The organism is Photobacterium panuliri (genome assembly GCF_059920555.1).
Genome location: NZ_CP197193.1, coordinates 513,325 through 538,874 on the forward strand (window position 1 = coordinate 513,325; position 25,550 = coordinate 538,874).

21 protein-coding genes and 1 pseudogene are annotated in these 25,550 nt (G+C 47.3%); 10 read left to right on the forward strand and 12 right to left on the reverse strand.

The window, feature by feature from the left end; all coding sequences use genetic code 11:
* Positions 1–112 precede the first annotated feature (112 nt).
* The 5 genes from ACSF8X_RS18535 to ACSF8X_RS18555 all read right to left on the reverse strand — a co-directional run bounded on the left by ACSF8X_RS18535 (position 113) and on the right by ACSF8X_RS18555 (position 6,255).
* Positions 113–1,108 (reverse strand): CobW family GTP-binding protein, encoded by a 996-nt coding sequence (locus tag ACSF8X_RS18535; protein WP_500851950.1) that lies wholly within the window; start codon positions 1,106–1,108, stop codon positions 113–115.
* A gap of 60 nt (positions 1,109–1,168) precedes the next feature.
* The gene (locus ACSF8X_RS18540) at positions 1,169–3,223 is read right to left on the reverse strand and encodes an acetoacetate--CoA ligase (RefSeq protein ID WP_500851951.1); all 2,055 of its coding nucleotides are present in this window, start codon (positions 3,221–3,223) and stop codon (positions 1,169–1,171) included.
* Positions 3,224–3,260: 37 nt separating this feature from the next.
* Positions 3,261–3,950: a maleylacetoacetate isomerase gene (maiA, locus tag ACSF8X_RS18545; protein WP_500852119.1), complete on the reverse strand. Its 690-nt coding sequence runs from the start codon at positions 3,948–3,950 to the stop codon at positions 3,261–3,263.
* Between the two features lie 61 nt (positions 3,951–4,011).
* Entirely contained in the window at positions 4,012–5,040 is a 1,029-nt protein-coding gene (locus ACSF8X_RS18550; RefSeq protein ID WP_500851952.1) for a fumarylacetoacetate hydrolase family protein, read from the reverse strand.
* Between the two features lie 93 nt (positions 5,041–5,133).
* Positions 5,134–6,255, reverse strand: a complete 1,122-nt coding sequence (locus tag ACSF8X_RS18555) for a homogentisate 1,2-dioxygenase (protein WP_500851953.1) — start codon at positions 6,253–6,255, stop codon at positions 5,134–5,136.
* 375 nt (positions 6,256–6,630) lie between these two features.
* Here ACSF8X_RS18555 and phhA point away from each other — a divergent pair, with 375 nt between their 5' ends.
* The 5 genes from phhA (at position 6,631) to ACSF8X_RS18580 (ending at position 11,702) form a co-directional block, all read left to right on the forward strand.
* Complete coding sequence (phhA, locus tag ACSF8X_RS18560; protein ID WP_500851954.1) at positions 6,631–7,491, forward strand: phenylalanine 4-monooxygenase; 861 nt, start codon at positions 6,631–6,633, stop codon at positions 7,489–7,491.
* Positions 7,484–7,825 carry a 4a-hydroxytetrahydrobiopterin dehydratase gene (locus ACSF8X_RS18565; RefSeq protein WP_500851955.1) on the forward strand — a complete coding sequence of 114 codons (342 nt, stop codon included), beginning with the start codon at positions 7,484–7,486 and terminating at the stop codon, positions 7,823–7,825. Before phhA ends, ACSF8X_RS18565 begins: the two co-directional genes overlap by 8 nt.
* Before the next feature lie 316 nt (positions 7,826–8,141).
* Positions 8,142–9,467, forward strand: coding sequence for a PqiA/YebS family transporter subunit (locus tag ACSF8X_RS18570; protein ID WP_500851956.1), 1,326 nt, complete (start codon positions 8,142–8,144; stop codon positions 9,465–9,467).
* Positions 9,460–11,106: an intermembrane transport protein PqiB gene (pqiB, locus tag ACSF8X_RS18575; protein WP_047879135.1), complete on the forward strand. Its 1,647-nt coding sequence runs from the start codon at positions 9,460–9,462 to the stop codon at positions 11,104–11,106. Before ACSF8X_RS18570 ends, pqiB begins: the two co-directional genes overlap by 8 nt.
* Entirely contained in the window at positions 11,106–11,702 is a 597-nt protein-coding gene (locus ACSF8X_RS18580; protein WP_047879134.1) for a PqiC family protein, read from the forward strand. The genes pqiB and ACSF8X_RS18580 overlap by 1 nt, the downstream gene beginning before the upstream one ends.
* A gap of 73 nt (positions 11,703–11,775) precedes the next feature.
* On the opposite strand, the gene ACSF8X_RS18585 is transcribed toward ACSF8X_RS18580, so the two are convergent.
* Positions 11,776–11,988, reverse strand: coding sequence for a hypothetical protein (locus ACSF8X_RS18585; protein ID WP_047879133.1), 213 nt, complete (start codon positions 11,986–11,988; stop codon positions 11,776–11,778).
* A gap of 140 nt (positions 11,989–12,128) precedes the next feature.
* Between ACSF8X_RS18585 and ACSF8X_RS18590 the strand changes: the two genes are divergently transcribed.
* On the forward strand, positions 12,129–13,055 hold the full coding sequence (locus ACSF8X_RS18590) for an ROK family protein (RefSeq protein ID WP_500851957.1): 927 nt from the start codon (positions 12,129–12,131) through the stop codon (positions 13,053–13,055).
* A 424-nt stretch (positions 13,056–13,479) separates the two neighbouring features.
* Positions 13,480–14,673: a NupC/NupG family nucleoside CNT transporter gene (locus ACSF8X_RS18595; protein ID WP_047879131.1), complete on the forward strand. Its 1,194-nt coding sequence runs from the start codon at positions 13,480–13,482 to the stop codon at positions 14,671–14,673.
* A gap of 79 nt (positions 14,674–14,752) precedes the next feature.
* Here ACSF8X_RS18595 and ACSF8X_RS18600 read toward each other — a convergent pair whose 3' ends face one another.
* Positions 14,753–15,805 carry a porin gene (locus ACSF8X_RS18600; RefSeq protein WP_500851958.1) on the reverse strand — a complete coding sequence of 351 codons (1,053 nt, stop codon included), beginning with the start codon at positions 15,803–15,805 and terminating at the stop codon, positions 14,753–14,755.
* A gap of 4 nt (positions 15,806–15,809) precedes the next feature.
* Positions 15,810–16,298 carry a hypothetical protein gene (locus ACSF8X_RS18605; RefSeq protein ID WP_047879129.1) on the reverse strand — a complete coding sequence of 163 codons (489 nt, stop codon included), beginning with the start codon at positions 16,296–16,298 and terminating at the stop codon, positions 15,810–15,812.
* Between the two features lie 98 nt (positions 16,299–16,396).
* Here ACSF8X_RS18605 and ACSF8X_RS18610 point away from each other — a divergent pair, with 98 nt between their 5' ends.
* Together ACSF8X_RS18610 and ACSF8X_RS18615 are read left to right on the forward strand one after the other, a co-directional pair.
* Positions 16,397–19,045, forward strand: coding sequence for a hybrid sensor histidine kinase/response regulator (locus ACSF8X_RS18610; protein WP_500851959.1), 2,649 nt, complete (start codon positions 16,397–16,399; stop codon positions 19,043–19,045).
* 210 nt (positions 19,046–19,255) lie between these two features.
* A complete protein-coding gene (locus ACSF8X_RS18615; protein WP_157037838.1) occupies positions 19,256–20,830 on the forward strand; it encodes a methyl-accepting chemotaxis protein in 1,575 nt (524 codons plus the stop codon).
* A gap of 147 nt (positions 20,831–20,977) precedes the next feature.
* Here the strand turns inward: ACSF8X_RS18615 and ACSF8X_RS18620 are convergent.
* Positions 20,978–22,626 (reverse strand): annotated as a pseudogene (locus ACSF8X_RS18620) (P-loop domain-containing protein).
* A 184-nt stretch (positions 22,627–22,810) separates the two neighbouring features.
* On the opposite strand from ACSF8X_RS18620, the gene ACSF8X_RS18625 reads away from it, so the two are divergent.
* A complete protein-coding gene (locus tag ACSF8X_RS18625) occupies positions 22,811–23,050 on the forward strand; it encodes a hypothetical protein (RefSeq protein ID WP_053062467.1) in 240 nt (79 codons plus the stop codon).
* Between the two features lie 139 nt (positions 23,051–23,189).
* Here ACSF8X_RS18625 and ACSF8X_RS18630 read toward each other — a convergent pair whose 3' ends face one another.
* The 3 genes from ACSF8X_RS18630 to ACSF8X_RS18640 are packed head-to-tail and all read right to left on the reverse strand — an operon-like array spanning position 23,190 to position 25,517.
* Positions 23,190–24,527 carry an ATP-binding protein gene (locus tag ACSF8X_RS18630; RefSeq protein ID WP_500851960.1) on the reverse strand — a complete coding sequence of 446 codons (1,338 nt, stop codon included), beginning with the start codon at positions 24,525–24,527 and terminating at the stop codon, positions 23,190–23,192.
* Complete coding sequence (locus ACSF8X_RS18635) at positions 24,517–25,176, reverse strand: response regulator transcription factor (protein WP_047879125.1); 660 nt, start codon at positions 25,174–25,176, stop codon at positions 24,517–24,519. The genes ACSF8X_RS18630 and ACSF8X_RS18635 overlap by 11 nt, the downstream gene beginning before the upstream one ends.
* Positions 25,173–25,517 carry a PepSY domain-containing protein gene (locus ACSF8X_RS18640; RefSeq protein WP_047879124.1) on the reverse strand — a complete coding sequence of 115 codons (345 nt, stop codon included), beginning with the start codon at positions 25,515–25,517 and terminating at the stop codon, positions 25,173–25,175. The genes ACSF8X_RS18635 and ACSF8X_RS18640 overlap by 4 nt, the downstream gene beginning before the upstream one ends.
* Between the last annotated feature and the right edge of the window lie 33 nt (positions 25,518–25,550).

Consider the following 25,550-nt stretch of genomic DNA (forward strand, 5'->3'; position numbering starts at 1 on the left):
GTTATCCGGCTCAATGGGACACTGTAAACGTGTAACAAGTGCCAATGTCTTACAGGCACTCGGATTGTCCAAAGGGACAAAGCAGAATGCGATTCTCACATTTATGTTACAACTATTTATCGGTTTGTACACCTGCGATAGTGCTAAGGATGGATTCAAGCTCATCGTATGGCAGGCGATCTTTGTCAATAACTTCAATTCGAGACTCAAAACCTTCGAGTGTCAGCTCGTTAACTGTGACGACACGATTGACCACGTTGAAGGCGAAACAGCCGCGTTCGGTATTTACCACCGCTTTGACGCGTTCGGCCGAGAGGTTAGAGAAAAGAGTAAACAGTTTGGAAAAATCAAAGTTGAGCTCGGCGTCAAAAAACCACCCGCAGCTATGGTATCCCTGACCGCTGTTTTCTTTGCGGACGAATTGTTGGCCGGGGGCTAACTCGAAACCCGGTAGCGGGGTTGCTTGTTCTTCGCCGTGATGATGGTGGTGGTGACTATGTTTGGCATGGCGGCCGCTACGTTCGATATCGAGCCAGTCGAGTTCCAATTTACCTTGCTCTACCTGTCCGATAAGGGCTTTTTGGGGTTCTAGCTGTTCAACATAGGTTTCAAAGGCAAAGATATCGTAATCAACACATTGATCGACTTTGTTGGCGACAACCACATCGGCAAGTTCAATTTGATCTTGGAAGTTTTGGTTTTCGGTATAAAGCGTATCGGAGAAATGACGAGGATCCACCAAGGTAATAGTCGCTTTGAGATCAACATATTGGCTGTACGCCTCGGAGGTCATCTTGGCAATGATTTCTTTGGGGTGGCCAAGGCCTGTCGGCTCAAGCAGCAGACGATCGGGTTTTTGTGCCAAAAGTGCATTGATTCCCACTGACATCGGCAAGCCTGCAACGCAGCACATGCATCCGCCCGGTACTTCTTTAACGATGGCTCCTTGTTGGTCAAGCATGGCGCCATCAACCCCGACATTGCCAAATTCATTGATCAAAATGGCCCATTTTTCGTTTTCCGGCTTGCGGGCCAGCAACGAGAGGATGGAGGTCGTTTTACCGGCACCAAGAAAGCCGGTGATGATATTGGTTGGTATACGTTTCATAAATTCGGTTATTTAGCTGATCTTTGTCGTTATCATACCATTTTAGGACGGCTTCTGCTTTTACTCTGTGCGCGTGGCAAGTAGCTCAGGTCGATTTTTGAACGCCTCCAGCGCGTGCGGGTTGGCGATGGCTCCGAGATTATTAACGGGTTGATTATGAACTATATTCTTTACGGCCAATTCCACCAATTTGCCTGATTTAGTACGGGGTATATCAGGAACTTCCAATATGATCTCAGGGGTATGTCTGGGTGAGCAACCTGTGCGAATGCGTTCTTGGATCTGGAGCTTTAGCTGGTCGGTAAGGGTATAACCATCGGCCAGTTGCACGAACAACACCACCCGAATGTCGTTGTCTGTTTTCTGGCCGATCACTAGGCTGTCCTGAATGGCCTCGAGTGGATTAACCTGTCGGTAAATCTCAGCCGTGCCCAGCCTGATCCCGCCGGGGTTAAGAACCGTATCCGAACGCCCGAAAAATGTCATGCCGCCAGTAGGGCTGAGGGCGACATAGTCACCATGGTGCCAGACTCCCGGATATTCAGACCAATATGCCTTGTGATATCGGCTGCCGTCATTGTCCCCCAGAAAACCCACGGGCTGGTTGGGAAAGCTGTTTGTGCACACCAATTCACCTTGTTGCTCCTGTAGCGGAATGCCGTCACTGTCATAAACTTGCACATCCATTGCCAGAGCTCGCCCTTGGCACTCTCCACGGTATACAGGGCTAATTGGATTGCTTATAGCAAAGCAACCGCAGATATCAGTTCCGCCAGAAATCGAGGCGAGTTGGATATCATGGCGGATTGATTGGTAGACGTAGTCGAATTGCTCGGGAGAGAGCACCGAACCCGTCGAGCAGAGCGTGCTCAGGTGCGGGAGCGAGTATGTATCGATTGGCTTGAATGACCGCTTTTCCAGTGTTTCGAGATATTTGGCGGAAGTACCAAACAGCGTGATGTTTTCGTTCTCGGCAATATCCCACAGTATATTGGCTGAAGGGGAAAACGGTGAACCATCATAAAGTACGATGGAGGCCCCTGAGGCCAGAGCCGATACCAGCCAGTTCCACATCATCCAGCCACAGGTCGTAAAGTAGAAAACCGTGTCACCTGCTTTTACGTCACAGTGTAACTTATGTTCTTTGAGGTGGTTGAGCAAGGTTCCGCCAACGCTGTGAACGATGCATTTGGGTTTGCCGGTTGTTCCTGACGAGTAGAGGATATACAGGGGATGGTTAAACGGGACAGGTTCGAACACGATGGTGCTTGGTGGGTGATCTGCCAGTATTTGCTGCCATGTTGTGTGCTGGTAAGGTGATTGTCTTGGCTTATCGGGTGGCGTGTCGTTGTTTCCTGAGCCGATATAGGTGATACGGACGATATCTTGCAAGCTGGGAAGCTGTTTGCAAATTGCCGAAACCTTATCGCCGTAATGATGCCGTTTGTTGTTATAGATGTAGCCATCGGCATAGAAGAGGAGTTTTGGCCGGGTTTGACCGAAGCGCTCGATGACGCTGTCACTGCCGAAATCCGGCGATGTTGAGGTCCAAATTGCCCCGATTGCCGATGTGGCAAGCATTGCGATAACCGTTTCGGGAATATTGGGCAGGTAGCCAGCAACGACGTCGCCTTGTCTGATCCCTTTATTTTTCAAATATTGTACTAGCTGTGAGGTCTGGCGGTATAACTGCTGCCAGCTGAGGTGCCGGCGCTGATCGTGCGAGCCTTCGCTATGAAAGATGATCGCATCAGCAGCCGCTTGTTCGCGCCAATGGGCGAGCAAATTCTCGGCATAGTTGAGGCGGCAATGCGGAAACCACTGGGTATCTTTGGCCGGTGTCAGGCTTTGGGGGGGACAGAATGAGGCTGGGGGAGAGTAATCGCCCTGTATTTTGCAAAAGTCCCACAGCATTGCCCAGAAGGTTTCGCTGTTTTTAATACTCCACTGATGTAGCTGATTGTAGTCATGGAACACGGTGTTTTGTTTGTTGCTGATAGTGGCCATGAATTGATAAAGCAGGCTGTTTTCTACCTGAGCTCTGTCGGGCATCCACATGATGGTTGGTGGCGATGTAATGGCTGCCTGCTTAGATGGGTTAGTGTGTGTGGGCATAGCGGTGAGATCCTTCTGTGGTAACGGCGAGTGCGCATCAGTACGACCGCTGGTGGTCGGGATGAGCCTTGCAAAAGGCGGGGAGGGTTGAGCACAGGGTGTCAATACGGGTTATCCGTTCATACGGTGTGATGTCAAAATTGAATCGCTTCGCATTGTAGATTTGGGGGATGAGGCAAATATCAGCGATAGTCGGGGTTTCACCGACGCAAAACGGTCCCGGATACCGTAAGACGAGTTGCTCAATGGTGTTGAACCCCGTTTTAAGCCAATGGTGATACCACTCTTGTTTAAAGTTTTCGCGCTCCAGTGAGTCAGCGGTGTTCGTGGATTTCTTTTCTTGTTGGCTTAAGTACTGGAGTACCCGTAAGTTATTAAGGGGGTGGATGTCGCACGCAATAGTCAGGGCTATTTCTCGACACTGCGCTTTTTTCAATGGAGTGAGAGGAAGAAGATTCGGCTGTGGATAGATTTCATCTAGGTACTCGATAATAGCCAGAGATTGCCCTAACAACGCATCGGGGGTGCAGGGGGAGGAGGATGTATTGTCAGAGGCTAATAGTAGGGCGGGCACCAAGCCACTGGGATTGCGCTGTATGTAGTCTGTTTGTTGCTGTGCATTATCCAGTAGCGAGATTGCGTGCCGCTTGTAATCGATCCCTTTAAGGTTAAGGGCGATGCGTACCCGGTAGGATGCGGATGAGCGGTAATAGTCAAACAGAGTCAGCATGTGATCAATTTCTCCCCTCATAGTGAAAGCGCGAAAGTTCATCCAGCTCCGTGTGGATTCAATGATGGCCGGGCTGATGGCGGTTAAGATCACCCTGCGCGTATTCGTGCTGGTATTTCACCACTTGCTGTTCGATCGCGCCGAAAATAGAGTGGCCGTCCTGATCGAACATTTCGATACGAACCGTATCGCCAAATTGCATAAACGGTGTTTGCGGTTGGCCTTGCTCTAGGGTTTCAATCATCCTCCGCTCAGCAATACAGCATGATCCTTTGCTTCGGTCTTTGTTGGATACCGTACCCGAACCAATGATGCTTCCCGCACTGATTGGACGCGACTTTGCAATATGCTGAATAAGCTCGGCAAAGTTGAAGGTCATATCGATCCCTGCATCGGGTTCACCGAACAGTTGATCGTTATGGTGGACAGTCAAGGGCCGGTGTAGCTTGAAGTCGTGCCAGTTTTCGCCCAATTCGTCGGGTGTGACGGCAACGGGCGAGAAGGACGAAGCGGGTTTTGACTGGAAAAAGCCAAAGCCTTTGCCTAATTCAGCCGGGATCAGGTTACGCAGTGAAACGTCGTTGACCAGCATAATGAGTTTGATGTGACCGTGGACTTCTTCGGTGCGGGTACCCATTGCAATATCGTCTGTGATTATCGCAATCTCACCTTCAAAGTCGATCCCCCAGCTGGCGTCAGGAATGGAGATGGGATCCGTCGGGCACAAAAATGCATCTGACATGCCCTGGTAAATGAGAGGATCGGTCCAGAAGCTTTCTGGCATATCAGCGCCGCGTGCCTTGCGGACGAGTTCGACATGGTTGATGTAGGCACTACCATCTGCCCATTGATATGCCCGAGGAAGAGGGCTGGCACAGTGGGCGGGGTTGAATGCGAATGTGTGTTCGGCAATGCCGTCATTGAGGTTGCGGTAGAGATGGGCTAGATCTGCTTCTACCTGCACCCAGTTATCTAGCGCGAACTGTAATGTCGGCGCGATATCATGGGCGTGTGCTGCCTGAGTTAGATCATGGGAGACGACAATCAATTGGCCATCTCGCCCATGGTTAAGAGATGCGAGTTTCACATTCGACTCCTTGTTTACATTGTAAATTCAAGGCAAGAACCTAACGTAGTGAGCGGCGGATTTATTCAGCTTGCGTTGCTGCCAAGTACACTGTTATTTCCAAGAATAGACATAGTCGGTATTTTCTGCCCCGTCGGGTAGTGAGGCGACTTCCAATGGCCAGCGGGTATCTATCATGACGGCTACCTCATCGGTTTCTGTTTTCGGCTTGCTTTGGCTGGTTGCCAGTGCTTTGGGGTGTGGGCCGTGAGAAAAGCCGCACGGGTGATGGGTGATCATGCCGGCTTCGATGTTATCGCGACTGAAAAAATTGCCTCGGTGGTAGAACAGAACTTCGTCATAGTCATCATTGTTGTGAAAGAAAGGGACTTTGAGTGCACCGGGATCCGATTCGATGGGGCGGGGGACAAAGGTGCAAATAATAAATCCATCGGCAACAAAAGTCGTATGGGCCGAAGGCGGAAGATGGCAACGGTGGCTCATCAGGGGGCGGATATCTCGCCAGTTGAGTTTGAAGGCGGTTAGGTGCCCCTTCCAGCCCTGTGCGCCAAGGGGATTGAAAGGGTAGGTGATGGTGTTGATATGGTGGCGAGCCTTTAGCTTGACTTGCCAATGCTGGCTATCGTTTTGTTGCTCGAGGAAAGCGTCATTGATTCGCGCATACTCAAGTACCCCCGTATCGTATACCGCGTGCTGGCCTACGATGCCGCGTTTGGCCATCTGGTAACTACTGTTAGTGGCTTCGATACACAGCAAAGTAACGGGGCTTGTGGGAGTGATTCGCCAGCTTGTGGCTCGGGGAATCACCAGATAATCGCCGTCAGTAAAGTGCAAATGGCCGTAGTCACAAAATAGATCGCCGCTTCCTTGGTGCACAAAAAGTATTTCGTCGCCGTCACCATTGCGGGCAAGGTGGCTCATGGGTTGTGTGCAGTGCCAGATCCGCAATTTTATATTGTTGTTGTACAGAATTAGCGGACCATCCCACGGGGAATGACCAGTGTCAGTAATTTTGTTGGTATCAATGGCTCTTGGCCGAAGTGGGCCTTCCCATGATATCCAGCCTGTTGGCGGGTGGCTGTGGTACATGTGGCTGGCCGGGCCAAAAAATCCCTCTTTACCGCATTCTCTCTCATAGGTTCCTTCTGGGAGATCGCAGTGAGCTTGCCGAGACGTAATCCCTTCTTGAATCGGAAATTGAAACCATTGGCGCATGGTTATCCCTCCGTATCTTTTTTCAGTGAGCCATGCTTTTGTCGCAAACATGTCCTTGGATGTTACTGGTGTATTGATAACTCTGGTTGAGGGCAGGGATCCCAGCAACTTTTTGGGGTTGGATAATCAATGCTTATTGTGCGTATTTCTTTACATGAGAAAAGTTGTTGGGTGCGAGCATTCTCAATATGGGGTCATGGTTGCACTGAATGTATGTAAAATAAATGTTACATTGTTGGCGATTCTTATCCGTAATAATGCCATGCCAACCCAAGCGAATAACTAATAATTAAATGACAGGGCTTTGCCCGAAGGATCAAAACAATAGTGTAGTTAGAGGGCCAGGGTGAGGCAGAACAGAGTGGAAGTCATATTATGGGTAAGCAAAAGTATGTGTCTAAGAAGCCCGATCCGCAGGGGCATATCATTTGGGAGAGTGAAGAAGATGGCATCTGGCGTGATTTGGTGACTCGGCAGTTGGCATGTATTCAGGGGCGAGCGTGTCAGGCTTATATTGATGGTTTGGCAATGCTAACGTTGCCTACGCAGCGGGTTCCCCAGTTGCATGAGATTAATCAGGTACTGAAAAAGGCGACGGGCTGGGAGTGCGTAGCGGTGCCGGCCCTGATCAATTTTGACCGTTTTTTCTCACTGCTTTCCCGTAAGCAGTTTCCGGTGGCGACGTTTTTGCGTACCCGGGCTGAGTTTGATTATTTACAGGAGCCGGATTTCTTCCATGAGGTCTTTGGGCATTGCGCGATGCTGACTAACCCGGCTTTTGCTGCCTTTACCCAGAAATACGGCCAATTGGGCTATCAGGCTAGCGCGTCGGAAAGGGTCTATTTGGCTCGTCTGTACTGGTTCAGCGTTGAATTTGGTTTGCTTAAGCAACCTGATGGGTTGAGGATTTATGGCGGCGGTATTTTGTCCTCACCGGGGGAGACGCTGTATGCGCTCGGGGGGCGGTCGTTATTGTCTGGTGATACGGCGGAAAGTATTTTGTTGTCTGGCTCGCCGAGGTATAAGCCGTTCGATCCAGTGGATATGATGCGAACGCCTTACCGTATTGATGTTATGCAGCCGGTCTATTTTATTCTTGATGATATCTCCCAACTCTATGAGTTGGCACAGCAAGATATGATGAGCATGGTAAGCAAGGCGCGAGCGGCAGGTTTGCATGTTCCGCTCCACCCACCTAGAAATAAGGATCAACAACAAGCGGGGAACTATGTCTGATTTACATCAACTTAAATGTGAAGCATGCCAGGTTGGCGCACCTGCAGTAACCAGCAGCGAAGCTGAGGTGTTGCTTGCTGATTTACCTCTTTGGCAAATGGAACGCAGGGACGGAATCGATCAGCTGGAGAAATGTTACCGATTCAAAAATTTCAAGCAGGCATGGGCGTTTGCCGATCAGGTTGCAGAATTGGCCGAGGCTGAATTTCACCATCCTACTATTACGTTGGAATGGGGCAAGGTGACGGTTTGCTGGTGGACCCATGCGATTGGAGGCTTGCATCGAAATGACTTTATCTGTGCAGCTAAAACCGAAAAATTGCTATCTGACTGATAGTAGAGCTAAATAATAGGTTTGTTATATGCGAACTTGTACCACGGTTATCATTTTTGACGCTAACTTAGTCCTATAATCTAATGTTAGTTAGTTGTTTTTGACGTAAACGCCTCTCAAAAATGAGGCGTTTTTGTTGTGTTTTTATTATGTTGATAAATAAATTTTATGGTTAGGCGTTAATTAATGCGGTATTTTGCACGGTGTTCGAGGTTTGAGTCAGCTTCAACCCATTGAGAAGTATTTATTTCTATACTAGTAGATGGATACAGTTAAGTACTCAGTGGTGACAAGATAGAGAGTGTTAAGGTTATTCATGGCAGAACAGCAAAAAAGTACCGCATTGGTTGGCTGCGAGGAGTGTGGCCTTGTTGTAGACCTACCTGCGTTGGATGAGGGGAAAAAAGCAACGTGCCCTCGCTGTGGGCATACCTTGTTACAGCACATTGCCCAGCCTTATCAGCGTCCAATGTCTTATGGTCTAGCCTGCTTGGTTATGTTGGTTGCCAGTGTTAGTTTCCCGTTTATGTCATTCAGCGTACAGGGGATCACTCAAGAGATCACCTTGATGCATGCTGCGGTGATGCTAGAGGTGTTTGAATATACGGCGCTGGCGTTGCTGTTATTATTGACGGTCATTATTTTGCCTGCTGGCTACCTGAGTATGGTTTTGTATTTGTATTACCGTGCCGGGCAGCATTTGCGACATAGTGACAGCATACCTATTCGGCCTTTTGAAAAACGGTTATGCCGCCTTATGGTTCGTATTGAGCCATGGTTGATGGTCGATGTGTTTTTGATAGGAGTCTTAGTCAGCTTGATCAAGATTGCTTCGCTTGCCGATATTGGTTTGGGAATGTCTTTCTGGGCGTTTTGTGTCTATACCTTGTTGCTGGTGAAGTGTGTATCAATGGCTGATCGTACTTGGCTGTGGTTACAGTTTTTACCATTTGTGCCAGTCACTGGCGTGAAACCTGGTGATTCACACTTAACCCACAACCATGTCAGTTGTCATATTTGCGCCCAGCTTAATCCGCCCGAAAACGATACAGGGCGTTGTATCCGTTGTCATGGCAAGCTCCATAGTTATCATCCTAGACAGATGCTGCAGAGGTCGTGGGCACTGCTGCTTGCTGCTGCCATCTTTTTCTTGCCAGCCAATTTGTACCCAATGATGTATACCGTGAGTTTGGGAAGTAAAGAAGGCTCGACGATTTTGGAAGGTGTTGTACTGCTGTGGCAACTAAAGTCTTATCCGATTGCGGCGGTGATTTTCTTTGCGAGCATTGTCATCCCGCTAGCTAAGATATTTGCCCTGACTTGGCTCTACTTCTACGCCCAGAAGGAGACATTTGAGGATGAGCGCAAAGCAATACAGCGCTTGAAAATATACCGAATTACCGAATTTATCGGCCGCTGGTCGATGATCGATATTTTTGTGGTGGCTATTTTGGTTGCGCTGGTTCAGTTGCACAATTTGATGGCTATTTATCCGGGACCGGCAGCATTGTCGTTTGCTGCTGTTGTGTTGTTGACCATGCTGTCCGCGATGGCGTTTGACCCTCGCGTTTTTTGGCCCAAGGAGGCATTGGTAGCTGTGGCAGAACCCAATAAGCATAAAGAGAATAACGTTTATGACTGAAAAACCTTCAACTAGTGCGAAAACCCAAGCGATCAAGCAGGTTTCGTCAATTTGGCTCGTGCCTTTAATTGCTGTGGGGATAGGAATATGGATGCTGTTCCAGTATATGACAGCGCAAGGGCCACAGATCACACTTAAGATGGAGACTGCCGAGGGGATTGAGGTCGGAAAGACCGAGATTAAAGCCCTGAATGTGAAAGTGGGAGTCGTTACCAAGGTTGTCTTGAACGAAGATTACAGCTCGATCGAAGTCACGGCACAAATGAACAAAGATGCCGCTCGGATGTTAAAAGACGACACGCTTTTCTGGGTGGTGAAACCGCGTATCGGTAAGTCGGGGGTATCCGGGCTCGATACCTTGCTTTCGGGGGCCTATATCCAATTGCAGCCAGGACGCTCTGATGTAGCGAAATTTGATTTTGAGGTGCTGGATGTACCGCCAGTGGCCCCGCCTGATGCTAAGGGGCTTCGCTTGATTCTGACGCATAACGAAGCGGGTAAGCTAGGGGTCGGTGATCCCGTTCTCTATGAAGGTTTCACTGTTGGCCGCGTTGAAAAAACGACATTTGATACGGCAACCAAGAAGGCTCATTATCAGCTGTTTATTTTTGAACCTTACGATAGCCTTATCCGTAAACGTACCCGTTTCTGGTTGACGTCAGGCGTGGATTTGCAGATGTCTGCTGAAGGCTTCAACCTTAAAATTGGTTCGATTGAATCGTTGATCACCGGTGGTGTGAGCTTCCGTGTACCGAAAGGGCGTGATCCTGGTGAGTTGATCACGAAGGATTATTCTAAGTTCCGTCTGTATAACAACCTTAAACTGGTGCGTGAGCGTTTCTTTGACGAGTACCTTGAATACGTGATGATGTTCGAGGAGTCAGTGCGAGGCTTACAGCCTGGTGCGCCGGTAGAATATAAGGGTATTCGCATTGGTACGGTACAGAAAGTGCCGCTGAAACTTCCTTCTTATGGCCATGGCTTTACCAATAAGCATATTCCTGTATTGGTTCGTATTGAGCTTGGTCGGGTTTGGGACCATTCGGATAACATTACGCTTGAGGCGCTAAAGGCGAGTATGACCAGTGAGTTCCAGCATGGTTTGCGGGCTACATTGAAAACAGGCAACTTGCTAACTGGTGCTCTGCTGGTGGATTTGGATGTTTATCCAGAAGAAAAAATGCCGAAGCAGAAGGAGTTTGATGGTTATGCGGTATTCCCAACCAAAGCCGGCGGTTTTGCACAGATTCAGCGTGATATTACATCTATCTTGAAGAAAATTAATAATTTACCGGTTGAGGATACGCTAGAAACGTTGAATACAACCTTGCAGACATCGCAGCAAACGTTGCGTGCTGCCGAGTCTGTAGCGAAAGAGCTTAAGGGATTGTTAGCAGCAAAGGATACTCAGGCGATACCTGGTGAGGTACGGGAAAGTCTGCAGAAAATCCAAGACACACTGGATGGTTATGGGCCAAATGCTGCACCTTACCAGAATCTTGAACAGGCTCTTGCTGAGTTTGAGCAGGTGATGGTTGAGTTACAACCTGTTCTGCGTCAGTTAAATACCAAGCCAAACTCGTTGATTTTCACTAGCGAGAAGGCTGCAGATCCAATCCCAGCGGGAGGTCAGAAATAATGAACAAAATAATGCCAGTTGCACTGGTTTTGACGACATTGCTTATGGGATGCAGCTCGACAGAATCAGTACCGAAAACCTATCTGCTGCCGCTACCGGACACAGCGATGACAGCGACAATGGTTAATAACTCTCAGCCGGTGGTGGTTGTGCGTCCTGTTGCTGTAGCCGAACACCTTGCCGGTACGGGGTTGGTTTATCAAATTAGCGATACTGAAGTTGTTCAAGCCCAGCAGAACTTGTGGGCAGAAGGGCTTTCTCAGCAATTGACCCGCTTGGTGACGAACGAGTTACGCCATAAGCAATCGCGATATTGGTTCAACGAACTATCGCCGTTGCTGCGTGCCGGACAACTTCCTCAGCTTGAGCTAAAGGTAAGTCAATTTAATGGGCACTATAATGGCTTGGCGTATGTCAGTGGCCAGTGGACGCTAACCGACGCGGCTGGAAATGTGGTTCGGCGTGAGCCATTTTCCATTCGGGTACCGTTGGCTGAGTCTGGGTATGATGCGCAGGTAAGGGCACTGGCTGAAGGGGTGTCACGTTTGACAACGCAGATCAGCCAATCAGTTGCAGCGGTGGATCTATCTGCATAGCTTAAGGTGTAGCTTAAGCCTGTTATTTTTGTTTTGGGTATAAAAGCCGGCACTGTAGGAAGTGCCGGCTTTTTTAATTGCCGTGACGGTAATATCCGTTTATCCAACATTCGGGCAGCTCTTCCCCTGACGGGAAGGCGAGTTGTTGTTTGTCGATGGCAACGGGGTCAGCAAGGTCTTCTCCCGATTGGTACTGCACGGTGACATGAGTTGAGAAGGGGTTGATCAGTGAAGACATGTCTATGACATCCACTAAATCGCCGGTGCGTGATTCTTTCAAAAACATGGGATTATCTCCGAAATTGACAGGCAACAATACAGTGACAGAGCCAAAAGATTTATCATTTATCCTATCAGTTTGGTTTTAAGTATGGCTGATTTTGCCGTTTTCGTGATCGTGGCGCTGATAAGAGAAAGGGAGTAATGATGAGTAAGTATTATTGGGGTGTTGATATTGGTGGCACCAAAATTGAGTGTGCGGTGCTGGCATACCATGATGATAGCTGTGTGTTGCGTAAGCGTATTGCAACCGAGCAGGAAAAGGGATACCAGAGTGTACTGCAGCGAATCAAACAGTTGATTGATGAATGTGCTCAAGAAGTTGGCGAGTATCCCTGTGCCATTGGGTTTGGAACGCCGGGCACGCTTGACCCTGCCACAGGCGTGATGAAGAACTGTAACTCGACGTATCTTAATGGGCAGGCTTTTGACCGTGATCTTGCTTCAGTACTGGGTGTTAAGGTTGCTCTTGCCAATGATGCTAATTGCTTTGCATTGGCTGAAACGCGTTTAGGGGCTGTTCATGATGTAAAGCCAGACGCCGAGATTGTGTTCGGAATCATTATGGGTACCGGTGTGGGTTCCGGGATTGTGGTGAATGGTAAGGCGCTGTATGGCTGTCATGGTATTGCTGGTGAGTGGGGACACAATGTGCTGTTGCCGGGAGGGGATGAGTGCTATTGCGGCAAGCAGGGTTGTGTAGAGACGGTGCTCTCAGGTAAGGGGCTTGAGCGCTATTATCGGTCACTGGTTGAGGAGCTAGGCGACCATCATGGTGACAATGTCACGTTGAAAGAGATTGTCCAGCGAGCAGAGCAGGGGGAGAAGGCAGCTCTTGTTACATTAGAGCGCCTGTATTCCTATTTTGGTCAGGCCGTTGCGCAGGTTATCAATGTGATTGACCCCGATGTCATTGTTATCGGAGGCGGGGTCGGCAATATTGATGGAATTTATAACCATGGTAAAGATGCAATTTTACCGCATCTGTTTAATCCAGTGCTGAATACGCAGTTGGTGAAGCCCAAACTAGGGGACAGTGCGGGTGTGTTTGGTGCAGCCTTTCTGGTGAAATGACAACAGTTGTATATTGCCTTGGGGTACATTTTTCGTCTCGAAACGAATAACTGAGATAGGCAACGTTATTTGATAGGAATTTTAAGATGACTGTTCGCGTGATACAGGTCAAAGTTTTGATTTTGGATGCTTAAGAACGGTCATTTTTAACTTAAATCATTTTCATTTCTTACGTTGCGTTTTATGAGAGTGAGATTGCAATTTTAGTGGTTGCAATCCCATATTTGCGCAATCTGCGCTCTTGCTGGTTGTAACTTGTCCTGATTTGTTGCTTTTAAGGTATATGAATATTATTTTCCGGTTTTATTCTGGTGGCTAATAAATATACCAATAGGGCAAATGAGATCCATATCACTTTAATGATGAAATAAATATTGGAACATGCACGAATAAATTGAGTTGAATCACCTATGAGTTCGTTTACATGTCTTACCTACATTTTATTCTCGGCCTAGTTGTTGTGGCTGCATTGGCTTTGATTGTCAGCAAAGACAGAAAGAGCATAAAAATTCGCTATATTATTCAATTGCTTGCGATTGAAATGGGTATTGCTTACTTTCTTCTTGGTTCATCAGTCGGTACAGGTATCGTCAAAAACTTCTCTGATGCTTTTGCAAGTTTGATGGCATTTGCTGCGGAAGGGACTAACTTTGTGTTCGGTGGCCTAGTTAACGTCGGCCAGTTTGACTTCTTTATGCAGGTATTGATGCCGATCGTCTTCATCTCTGCGTTGATCGGTATCTTGCAACACATCAAAGTGCTGCCAGTTGTTATCCAGTTTATTGGTTTCGTGCTATCTAAAGTCAATGGTATGGGTAAATTGGAGTCCTTTAATGCGATTAGTGCATTGATGGTTGGCCAGTCTGAGAACTTTATTACCTATAAAGATATTCTGGGTAAGATGTCAGAGCGCCGCATGTACACCTTGGCAGCTACAGCAATGTCGACGGTTTCTATGTCGATTGTTGGTTCATATATGCAGCTTATCGAGCCTAAATACGTTGTAGCAGCGCTATTCCTGAATATGTTTAGTACCTTCATCATCCTGTCGATCATTAACCCTTATGATTATGATGCTGAAATGGACTTTGACGATCTCGTTAAAAGCGGCGGTGAAGAGAAACTAACGTTTTTTGAAATGCTAGGTGAGTACATCCTGACAGGCTTTAAAGTTGCGGTTATCGTTGCAGCTATGCTAGTTGGTTTTATCTCTTTGATTGCCATGATTAACCAAGCGTTTGTATCTGCATTCGGTATTAGTTTCCAAGATACAATTGGTTACCTGTTCTACCCTGTGGCATGGCTAATGGGCGTACCAGCCAGCGAAGCTCTTCAAGCCGGCAGCATTATGGCAACTAAACTGGTATCTAACGAGTTTGTAGCAATGATGGCGATGCAGGATAAGATGGCAACACTGTCGACAGAGACTATCGGTACACTGTCTATCTTCTTGGTTTCTTTCGCAAACTTTAGCTCTATCGGTATTATTGCCGGTGCGGTTAAAGGTGTTAACGAAGAGAAAGGTAACATGGTTGCACGTTTCGGCTTGCGTTTGCTGTATGGCTCAACGCTAGTTAGCATCCTATCTGCTATGATTGCGAATATTATGATCCAGTAAACTGGATGTGAGTGAGACAACACGGCCCTGAGGATAACCTCGGGGCCGTGTTTTTGCATATATTAAGAACTCGAACGCTCTAGAAGACAAAGTTAAGCATCAATGTGAAGACTTGGACATCTTTGTCTTCGCCAAGCGCTTTGGGGGGCATCACAAATTGCCCCGTTTGGAATTTATCGTAGTCGCTTTGTGACATATAGATACCTTGCCATTCTGCATTCAGCGAGATCTTGTAGGTGAGGTCATAGCGAATGCCGGCGGTTACACTGCTGCTTTTACGGCGATGATGACTTTCGCCATAAACGAGATAAGGCGTAAAGTCATTCCAGTGGTAGGCGGCACTGGCATTCCAGTTGGTTTGGATTTCGTCTGTTTGTACTTCAGCGAAAAATTGCCAGTTGTTCCAGGAATATTCACTACCAAGACTAAAAATGTTAAGTTCTTGGTCTTCATCTGGGGTGCTACTGCTCATGGTATAGCGAGTATTAATATAAGCTGCATGAATGCGGTAGTTAAAGCCACTGATTTCCGCAGAAATACCAGTAATGTAGTCAGAGTCGATAGTGATCTGCTCATTACCGTAGTAAGTCGTGTTACTAATGCCAAATCCGTAAAATGGATTGAGGCTCAGAACGGCTTCATCTCCCATGTCCGTTTGCCAGGTGATACTGGCTCCATCGTAATAGTTGAATCCCAACAAGCTGTCATAGACTTCCTGTGGTGGGCGGGCGAATGTATAAGCCTGCCCAACGTAATAGTATTCCGATAGAAGAAATAGCGGGATTCTGACACGGCCAGCCTTAAAGTTAAGGGTATCGGCATCATAACCCACATAAGCCCATTCCAGCTCTGGGCTGGACCAGTGATCTTGAGGGCGTTTTACAACCTGTACAGACGCATTGAGGGTTTCTGTTATATCCCAGTCGGCCTGAAGGCCAAATAGGGTATCGCAGTCATAGCAGGTGTGGTCGGTAATTTCTCGGTGGACAAATAGTTCGGTGCTGTTGTCAGACTTGGTTACAGAGGTTGAACCAAACCCGCTAATCGAAAATGAATCAGTAAGATCGATGGCACTGTATCCAGACAAGGGGTAAACGAGCAGCGGTAATGAAAGTAAGGTTAGTTTTCTCATACTGCTACTCTCCTTGTAATACAGTAATTAGAATATTGGCATTTTCTGGCACGGCACTGATTGGTGCATAAGCAATACCGTTAGGGTTCTTGTTGAGCCATTCAATGATTTCTTTGATGTCGTCGCTGCTGAGTTCTTCGGGTGGTTTCCCTTTGCCGGAAAAGGACTGGCTAGCCCAGTAACCGTTCATTTGAGTCACCGACTTGCCAAGCAGCATGTTATAAAATTCTTCGCGGTGAATAGAGTGCTCTGGTAAATCCACCAAGACAATCTTTACGCTGCCATTAAGCTTTTTAGTTTTCCCTTTGTAGAGCATTCGCGCTTTGCTTTTGCTTAGCGACGGGAGAGCTTCGTTAAATGAAAAGACGGCAAATTCAACCTCTTTGTTATTGTCTTTCTCAGAGCCAAATGCCGTGACGGGTAATATAAGAGCAAGACATAAAGAGAGTATGGGGAATGATAAAAAGTATTTATATCTCAATCCATTGACCATGAAAAACCCATTGCTGCTTGTTAATCCTGCTATAAATACTAGTAGACAATAATGTTACTACAACTGGACAAATCATAAACTTTGATCAAGGAGCGATAATGGGGATTTTAAATCGATTCTCCATCAAGATGAGATTGATGTTGCTCGTGGTGCTGCCATTGGCTTTTTCGGCAGTTTTTGTTGGGATGGAGCTGTCACATCTATATAGCAAGGTGAATACACTGAGCACCTTGAATAGCAGGATTGAGCTTCTCAAAGCCAATTCAAATTTTGCGATGTCGGTACATACACTCAAGGAGAGCGTACTGGCCGGAGAGCAAACCAGCGCAGCAGTCGTATCGGCTGGCGCAATAACACGTTTCTCTGAATCACTGAATAGCGCATTCTCACAACAATCGCAGAACCCGCTGGTGGGCGTGACCGATGAGATGAATGAGCTTATTGGTGATGTTGGTGCGATGGGGCCTGCTGATATCAATGATTGGTCCGATTGGGGGTATGACATAATTAGCCAGAATTTGATCGCGTTGGAGCGGGCGAGGCAGTCAATTTCTGATCCGGAAATTGAGCAGAAAGTTTCGATTTTGTACCAGTTGCAATGGCTTCAATTATGGGCTCAACAGGAGAACTGGTATATACAGCTAATCAGCCATTTCCCTGAACTGGTTGAAGAATATCAGGATCAACTGGATACTCTCATTGGTAACCAGCAACTGATCATCGAACGTTACCTCACCATTGATGCCACTCCCGCTCAGATTGAATTGCTCAGCGAGACATTTTCCAATCCGGTATTTACTGCCAGTTACCAATATAGAGAAGCTATTTTTGCTGGTGATATGGATAGAATGGCCGATCCGAATATGATCACAACACTTAATGAGCGGTTTGTTCTGTTACAGAGTGTTGTCAATGAGATCAGCCGCCAACTCGCAAGTGATATTACGGAGTCCTCACAGGCTGCGACAACATTGATTTGGTTCTATCTGTCGGTGATTGTGGCTTCATTAGTTGTGATCTTGTGCCTTGGTACCAATGTTATTCAACGTATTGGTTCGTATCTTGATCGCGTGCTGAAGGCGATGGGGCGCTTGAAAGACAGCGCAGAAGAGGACGCCAAGGTTCTTGTTGACGGTAATGATGAATTTACTCAGTTTAGCCGCAAGCTTAATCATTTGATCGATGAGCGCATTCAAAGCCAGGCTAACCTGATTGCGGCAAAAGATGAGGCAGAAAAAGCCAACATAGCCAAAAGTTCGTTTTTAGCCAATATGTCACATGAAATCCGTACCCCGCTAAATGGGATTATTGGGATGTCGGGGATTTTGGCAGAAACAGATTTAACCCCATCACAAGCGGAATATCTTCAAACGATAGAGACTTCATCACAAACCTTGTTATTGCTGATTAATGATATTTTGGATTTATCAAAGATCGAATCCGGGAATCTGGTATTGGCCCCTAATGAGTGTAATGTTGCTGAAATTGCCTATGACACCATGACGATTGTTTTGGCCAAAGCTGCGACCAGTGGGTTGGACTTGCAGGTGAACCTATCGCCTTCTGTGCCGTATTTGGTTATGCAGGATGAATATCGCTTACGGCAGGTATTGATGAATCTTATTTCCAATGCGGTGAAGTTCACCCAGCGAGGGGCGGTATCTATAGAGGTTGATTATCAATCTCTTGATAATGGGCAGGCCCGGTTGACTTTAGCCGTTGTTGATACCGGGATCGGTATTGCCAAGGATAAACAGAGTCAGGTGTTTGCGCCATTTACTCAAGAGGATGGCTCGATAACCCGTCAATTTGGCGGTACAGGATTAGGGCTGGCGATTTGCCGTCAATTGGTGGAGTTGATGGGCGGGGAAATCAAGCTTCAATCTGAGAAGGGGATAGGCAGCCGATTTTATTTCACAATTGATGTTGATGTAGTTACTCCGGTTAAGCCTGTTGTTGAGAATTTCACACAGCGTAAAGTGTTGCTCCTTGATGAAAGTGGCCACTATGGGGCGGTGATCAAAGACGAGTGCGAACAGTGGGGGCTTGGGTATAGTCAAGGTTCTATGGAGACTTTATCACAAAGAAATCCATCTGATATTGATGTGGTTGTTTATTGCCAGCGGGCGCTAGGGAAAACATTGGACCATATCAAAGTGATTGAAAAAATACTCCCTGACGTGCCTGTGGTGCTCGTGGTTAGCCATCGGGATGAGCAATATGACTTTGGTAATAATGTTGATGGTATTTTAACTTATCCATTAATGGGCAAGCGCTTTGTTAAGGCGATGACTAAGGCTCTTGCCAAACGTGACAGCAGTAAAGTGGTTTCTATTCCGGCGACGGTTGATGTAAAGGCAAGTAGCAAAGATCGGGTATTGATTGTCGAAGATAATGCGGTTAATCAGAAAGTCGCTTCGCTATTTTTGAAAAAGGCCGGCTTCACTTTCGATATTGCTAACAATGGGCAAGAGGCGGTTGACCTGTTCAAGCAAAACAAAAACTACAGCGCTATATTGATGGATTGCATGATGCCTGTCATGGACGGTTTTACAGCAACAGAGCAGATCCGGGCATTTGAGGCAGAGAATGACTGCCCGTCAACGCCTATTATTGCTTTGACAGCCAGTGTTTTGGACGCTGATATCAATAAATGCTATGAGGTGGGAATGGATGATTACGTAGCAAAACCGTTCAAAAAAGAGGTGTTACTCGATAAGTTAGAGGCATATGCACAACCGGCTTGATGTATATAAATTTGGCTAAATCAGCTCAAAAAGGAATCAAACGTTGATGTTGATTCCTTTTTTACTATTAAAAATCAATAAATAAGTTGTTTTCCCTGTCATAATGGCTATTGGCATAAAACACTGCTACGGAATGTTGTATTAGGTATATACCGTTGACTTGATGCACTTTGCAGTAGTGTAAAAATACAAAAAAATAAAGTGGCTATTATGACCAAAATTTCAAAACAGCTAAATTCAAGCCAAGGACAGGAGAGGGATTATCCTGATTCTTACAACCTTATATCGACAACGGATCCCCATAGCCATGTGACCTATGCAAATGAGTCATTTTGTGAAGTGGCGGGCTATGATGCAGAAGAACTCATTGGGCATCCACATAATATTGTTCGCCATCCAGATATGCCGAAGAAGGCATTTGGCCAGCTATGGCAATATATCAAGTCAGGCAAGAGCTGGATGGGACTGGTTAAAAACCGTTGCAAAGATGGCGGTTATTATTGGGTTTCTGCCTTTGTCACGCCAATAACAGATGGTAAAGGTCAGGTCATCGAATATCAGTCTGTACGTAGTCGACCGGAAAAGGCGACGGTTGAAAGGGCTGAACAAGCTTATCGTCAAATGGACAGCCAAACCTCTATTCGTTGGCGTTGGTCTCAAGGACGTGTTCTGCTGGGCTTGATTGGTGCCGGTCTGGTTGGCGTGGTCGCTGGTGGTCTTACACAAGGTTTCGATTGGCCAACAGGTTTGGGCGTCGTAGCATTGGGGGGTGCGCTGGCTCTGCAAATTCATGCCCAGCAGCGGATGAGTCAGCTCCGTTTATTGGCACAAGATGCTTACCATAACCCGACCATGGAGCCCATCTATACCGGTAAATATGACGATTATTCGCCTGTGGAACTGGCTTTGAAAATGCGCCAATCAGAATTGCGAGCAATTGTCGGTCGAGCCAGTGAGACTGCGGGTGATATTTTGCTTTCGGCTGAGGATCAATTTGCCCAATCGCAAAATGTGAAGTCAAACCTGCATCATCAAACATTGGCGACAGAAGAAGTCAGCGTTGCGATTGGCCAGATGGCCGCCTCAGTCAAAGAGGTGGCAGAGAGTGCCGCCAGTACCTCGGCGATGACCAGTCATGCCCAACAACTGGCTGCAGATGGACAAAGTCGAGTAGATGAAACGATTGACTCGGTGAATCGCCTGTATCAGGAGCTAGATGCATCCAAGGAAGTTATCAATGCACTGTCGGATAGTAGCCGTCAAATTGAAGGTATTCTGGATGTGATCGGTTCTATAGCCGATCAAACTAACTTGCTGGCACTCAATGCGGCGATTGAAGCCGCGCGAGCAGGTGAAGCCGGACGTGGGTTTGCGGTGGTTGCAGACGAGGTGCGCTCGTTGGCGCAGAAGACGCAAGCATCAACCGGTGAAATCCAGACGATGATCGCCCGTCTTCAACAAATTGCAGGGCAGGCCGTGGCAGCTGTTGAGCGCGGTGGTGAGCAATCGAACCATTGCCGCAATCAGGCGGAAATGATGGGCGAGCAGCTTGAGGCGATCAATCGGGTTCTTGATCAGGTGACCGACAATAGCCATCAGATTGCTGCTGCTGTAGAAGAGCAAGTGGGGGTGAGTATGGATATTTCTCGTAATGTCGATGCGATTAATGCCTTGGCGGCCGATAATGCGCACACCAGTGACCAGTCGGTTGAAAGTACCCGTTTGTTGGTGGAACGTTTGGAAGGGCTAAAACGTTTGATGATTCAGTTTCAGCGAAAGTCGTAATCAGGAATACCAATTGTTGTAAATAATGAATCATTCTAGTTTGTTCAACCATTATTTATGACTAGTTACTTACGGTGATTGGTATTATATTTCCTGTTTACGAGCCAATAAAAAAGAGCACGCATTGCGTGCTCTTTTTTGTATCGTTTATTTGAACTCAGCGCATCGCATACGGTTAAGAACCGCCATGACTTCGAGAACACGAGGTTTAGCGATATCGCCGTAGTTTGGCATAGAGCGGAACCATTCATCGTTGCACAGCATACGGGAGAAGGTTTTGCTTGGTGCCTTTTCCCAGCCTTTTGTTGTGCAAGTTGGAACCATAGCCAACCAATTGCGTGTAGTTGGCTAGAATCGGCAACTTGCTCAAGGGCTTGTAGATCGATAAACTCACGGCCAAAACGCAGAGAAGATTTGTCTTTTACCTGAATACGGAATTTGCCGTCTTCAAGCATGGCTTTCAATCCTGCGCAGTTGAGTTTGCGGGTACGTGGCTGCTCAATGGCGCTACTGCCTTCAAGTTGACGGCGGGTAGGGTGAGATTCAACAACCTGCTTCGCTTTTTCTGTTACATCGATGGCTTCGTAGTTATGCATTTGGATAACAGTATCGGCAACGTCCAAGTAGTCACCAGAACCGCCCATAACAAGCAGAATTGAAATACCAAGCTGATCACGTAGCAGTGAGATACGGTCAACAAGCGGTGTGATTGGCTCATCATCTTTGGCAATTAGAGCCTGCATGCGCTCGTCGCGGATCATAAAGTTGGTTGCAGAGGTGTCTTCATCAATTAACAGGGCTTTAGCGCCTGCTTCGATTGACTCCTGCAGCCATGACGCCTGTGACGTTGAACCTGATGCATTTTGAGTGGAGAACATGTTGGTGTCCTTACCCATCGGCAAATTGCTGATATACGGGGAAAGGTCAACATTGTGTACACAACGGCCATCTTCGGCACGGATCTTAGCGGCATTCTCATCGGTAACGATATATTCACGGCCATCACCAGGGATATGGTCGTAAACCGAACTTTCGATCGCGTTGAGCAGGGTCGACTTACCGTGGAAGCCACCACCAACAATCATTGTGATACCTGTTGGTACACCCATACCGCGAATGGTACCGCGATGTGGTGCTTGAAGCTCTACAGCGAGATTGTCTGGGCTGGTAAACGGTAGTGCTTCCGGAAGAGGAAGATCGCTATTACCAGCAAGACGCGGCAGGATACTGCCGTCTGCGATAAATGCCATAAGCCCTTTATCGGCAAGTTGCTTACGCAGGGATACTTGGTCTTCAATGGCTTCACAGTGACGCTTCAGTTCGTCAATAGGTAGCTCGCGCGCGATGGTTGCACGACGAATAACCTTAGGCATGGTATGTACGAACAGGTTGGCTGTTTTCTTTGCAATGATCGTACGGCCGTCAGACGGCAAGTTGATGCGAAAACGCAGCTCGATAGCATCGTCATCAAAAACAACGGCGGTACGGTCAAGAACGGTTTGGCCTGGACGATCAATTTGAATTTCATTGATTTGCTGCGCCAATTCATTGAAGTAGCGAGCAATAAAATCTCGGGCTGCACGTTGATAGTCGGCAGACTGGTCTTTTAACCATTCGAGGTCAGTGAGAGACCACTTGCGACGGGCACGAACGCGCGACGCTGGGGCATAGGGATCGGACTGTGTGATGTCGATGAAGAAATCGAAGTCAACGAAGTGGTATTCACCGCGCAGGCTCGAATAGCTGCGATAGTTATGACGGTCAATTTTTTGTAGTTTTGCTTCGAGTAATTGCATGTCGCCTCGATACCTTCGTGAGATTTTTCCGGGGGCGGGATTCTACACCAAACACATTGAATAAGCACACAGATTGCTTGATTCAGCCGTATTTTTTCACCTACCTAAGTCTAATATACCCGTGCCGCGTCGTGATGATAGATTAAATATTTTGCGGTACTTCAAGATATAGGGAGGACACGCCGTGTTGCAGATTGGCTTGATGGTGACGGAGTATGTGTTGGTGGCAGTCGGTTTGTCTATGTTGGGTCGTGGGATCTATCTTTACGGTCACCGTACCCGTGATTGGTCTGGTATTGCCAAGATGTTCTACCAGCGGGTTGGGATGTTGGCCGGTGAATATAGGTGGTATCAGCTTGGCGTTAGTGTTTTTGTTCTGGGAGTGGTAGTTAGAATAGTCAACTTGATGTTATGGCCTTCTTGAGAGCCTCCAAGCTGGTTAAGCTGCGAGAGTATATATCAACCTTGTTTGTCGTTATTTGTTTAGGTGAGAAGATCCAATACAGATGGAGGCTGTTGTGGCAGCTTTCCTCGCGGATATCGGTCGATATCCGCGCGAAAGACTATTGACGAGGCTTAGGTAAAGTTAAAGTGACTTTTAATCCACCAAGGGCGCTCTTGCCCAGAGTCAATTTACCTCTGTAGCTGTGTGCCAATTCGCTGGCGATATTTAGCCCTAGGCCAGTACCTGGCGTTGTTTCATCAAGCCGTACGCCCCGTTTTAGTACAGAATCAAAATTATCGACAGGAATTCCAGGACCATCATCTTCCACGATGATAGCGAGGGTACGGGGGGTCTCATCGGCCAAATGTACGCGGATTAGGCTATTTGACCATTTGTATCCATTCTCGATCACGTTGCCGATGATCTCATCGAGATCCCGCTTTTCTACAGCTACTGCCAAATCGCTGTCTAGTTCGTTAACTAAAATGACTTCTCTGCTGGCATAGACTTTATCCATCGCCATAGAAATGGCATCTACACGCGCAGAAGGCGTTGTTTTGGCTGCGAGGATATTGGCTGCCCCAGCCATTCTTGCTCGGCCTAAGTGATAATCAATATGCTGTTGCAATTGCTGCAATAGCGGAGAGAGTTTTTGTTGTTGCGACTCGGGTAAATTTGCGACTTCGTTGTTGAGTATCGCGATTGGGGTCTTTAGCGCATGCGACAAGTTACCCGCGTGATTTCTGGCACGATCAAGCAGTTCTTGATAATGAAATAATAAGGCGTTGAGATCATCTACGACCGGGCGAATCTCAGCAGGGTAGTTGCCAGTTAGCTCAGTGGCATTGCCCTCACGGACATCTTTGAGACGGGCTTGTAGTTTCTTGAGCGGCCAAAGCGACCAAGAGACTTGAGCCCAAATCAGTAACAGGATACCTCCAACCATAGTCGCAAGCATTAACCACAAGCCGTGGGTTAGTTTGGTGATGGTATGCAATAAATGATCTTGGTTAGCAGCAATGCTTAATTGAACCGGTTCGTCGATCTCAGGAAGGTAAAACTGACGAGATATCACTAGCAAAGATTGGTTATTCGGGCCATGAAAGCCTTTTTTCTCGTTACCGGTAATGCGGGTATCCCATAATGAACGAGATCTCAGCTCTTGATCGGTGACTTTTAGCGTCCAGTATAATCCGCTATAGGGTTGCTGAAAGCGGGGATTTGAGAGAATGCGGGGCTGAATTAGCTTACCGTTGTTATCAACTTCGGTTTGAGCGGTTAGTTCATCCATATAGATATAAAGCTGTTGCTTTTCTTGGTCGACAAGATAGCTTTTGATGAACTGGGGAACAAGATACCCTGCTGCGAGAGCAATAGCCAAAAGCCAAACAGCCGCGGCAATAAGCAAGCGGCTGCGAAGGCTTGGAAGTGGTTTTGCCGGTGACTTAATCGCCATTGATACGATACCCTAGACCCCGAACGGTTTTGATAACGTTAGTACCAATTTTTCGACGGATGCGGCCAATGAAGACCTCAATGGTATTTGAATCGCGGTCAAAGTCTTGTTTGTAGATATGCTCGACTAATTCTGTACGCGAAATCACTTTTTCGGCATTGTGCATCATATATGACAATACTTTGAATTCGAGCGCGGTAAGATCAACCGGCGTGCCGTTGTAACTCACATTTGACGAGCGGGTGTCGAGGCTAAGACCACCTACCTGAATGATAGGGGATGCGTTGCCTGTTGAACGGCGTACTTGCGCGCGAAGTCGGGCTACGAGTTCAACCATCTGAAACGGTTTTGTTAAGTAGTCATCAGCCCCGGCATTCAGGCCTTCTACCCGTTGGGTCAGTTCTGTACGTGCGCTGAGTATAATGACAGGACAGGCGACTTTTTCATCACGTATGCCACGAAGCACGGTAAGGCCATCTAGTTTTGGTAGGCCCAGATCAAGCACGATGGCATCCCATGATTCAGAAGTGGCACGATACAGTGCATCGATGCCATCGCAGGATAGCTCTGCTACCCAGCCGCTTTGTTCTAGTCCGGCAACAATCTGGTTGCCTAATGTCATTTCGTCTTCGACGACGAGCACTTTCATTGTTCTACCTTTATGATGTTTTCTAAACCGCGGCCTTTAATCTCAATCATAGAGAGCGATTTGGCTTCGTACTCAACACGGATAATACGGTTATCAGGTGCGAGCAATTTGAGTTCATAGACCCAAATGCCGTCATCTTCCTCCAGCTCAACTTTGATGATGCGTCCATGCAATTGTCGCGCGACGGTTTCCTGCAGTGAAGAGTAAGGCTGGATTAGACCTTGCTCTACGGCATGCATAACGTCGTCATGATCTTCCTCTATTTCTAGCTCGACAGCGGCGAAACTTAGTGAGGAAAACAATAGCAACAGGGCTGTGATGATAATCTGATTCCTATTCATGTTACCTAGTCTAATCAGTCGAAGATGAACCGA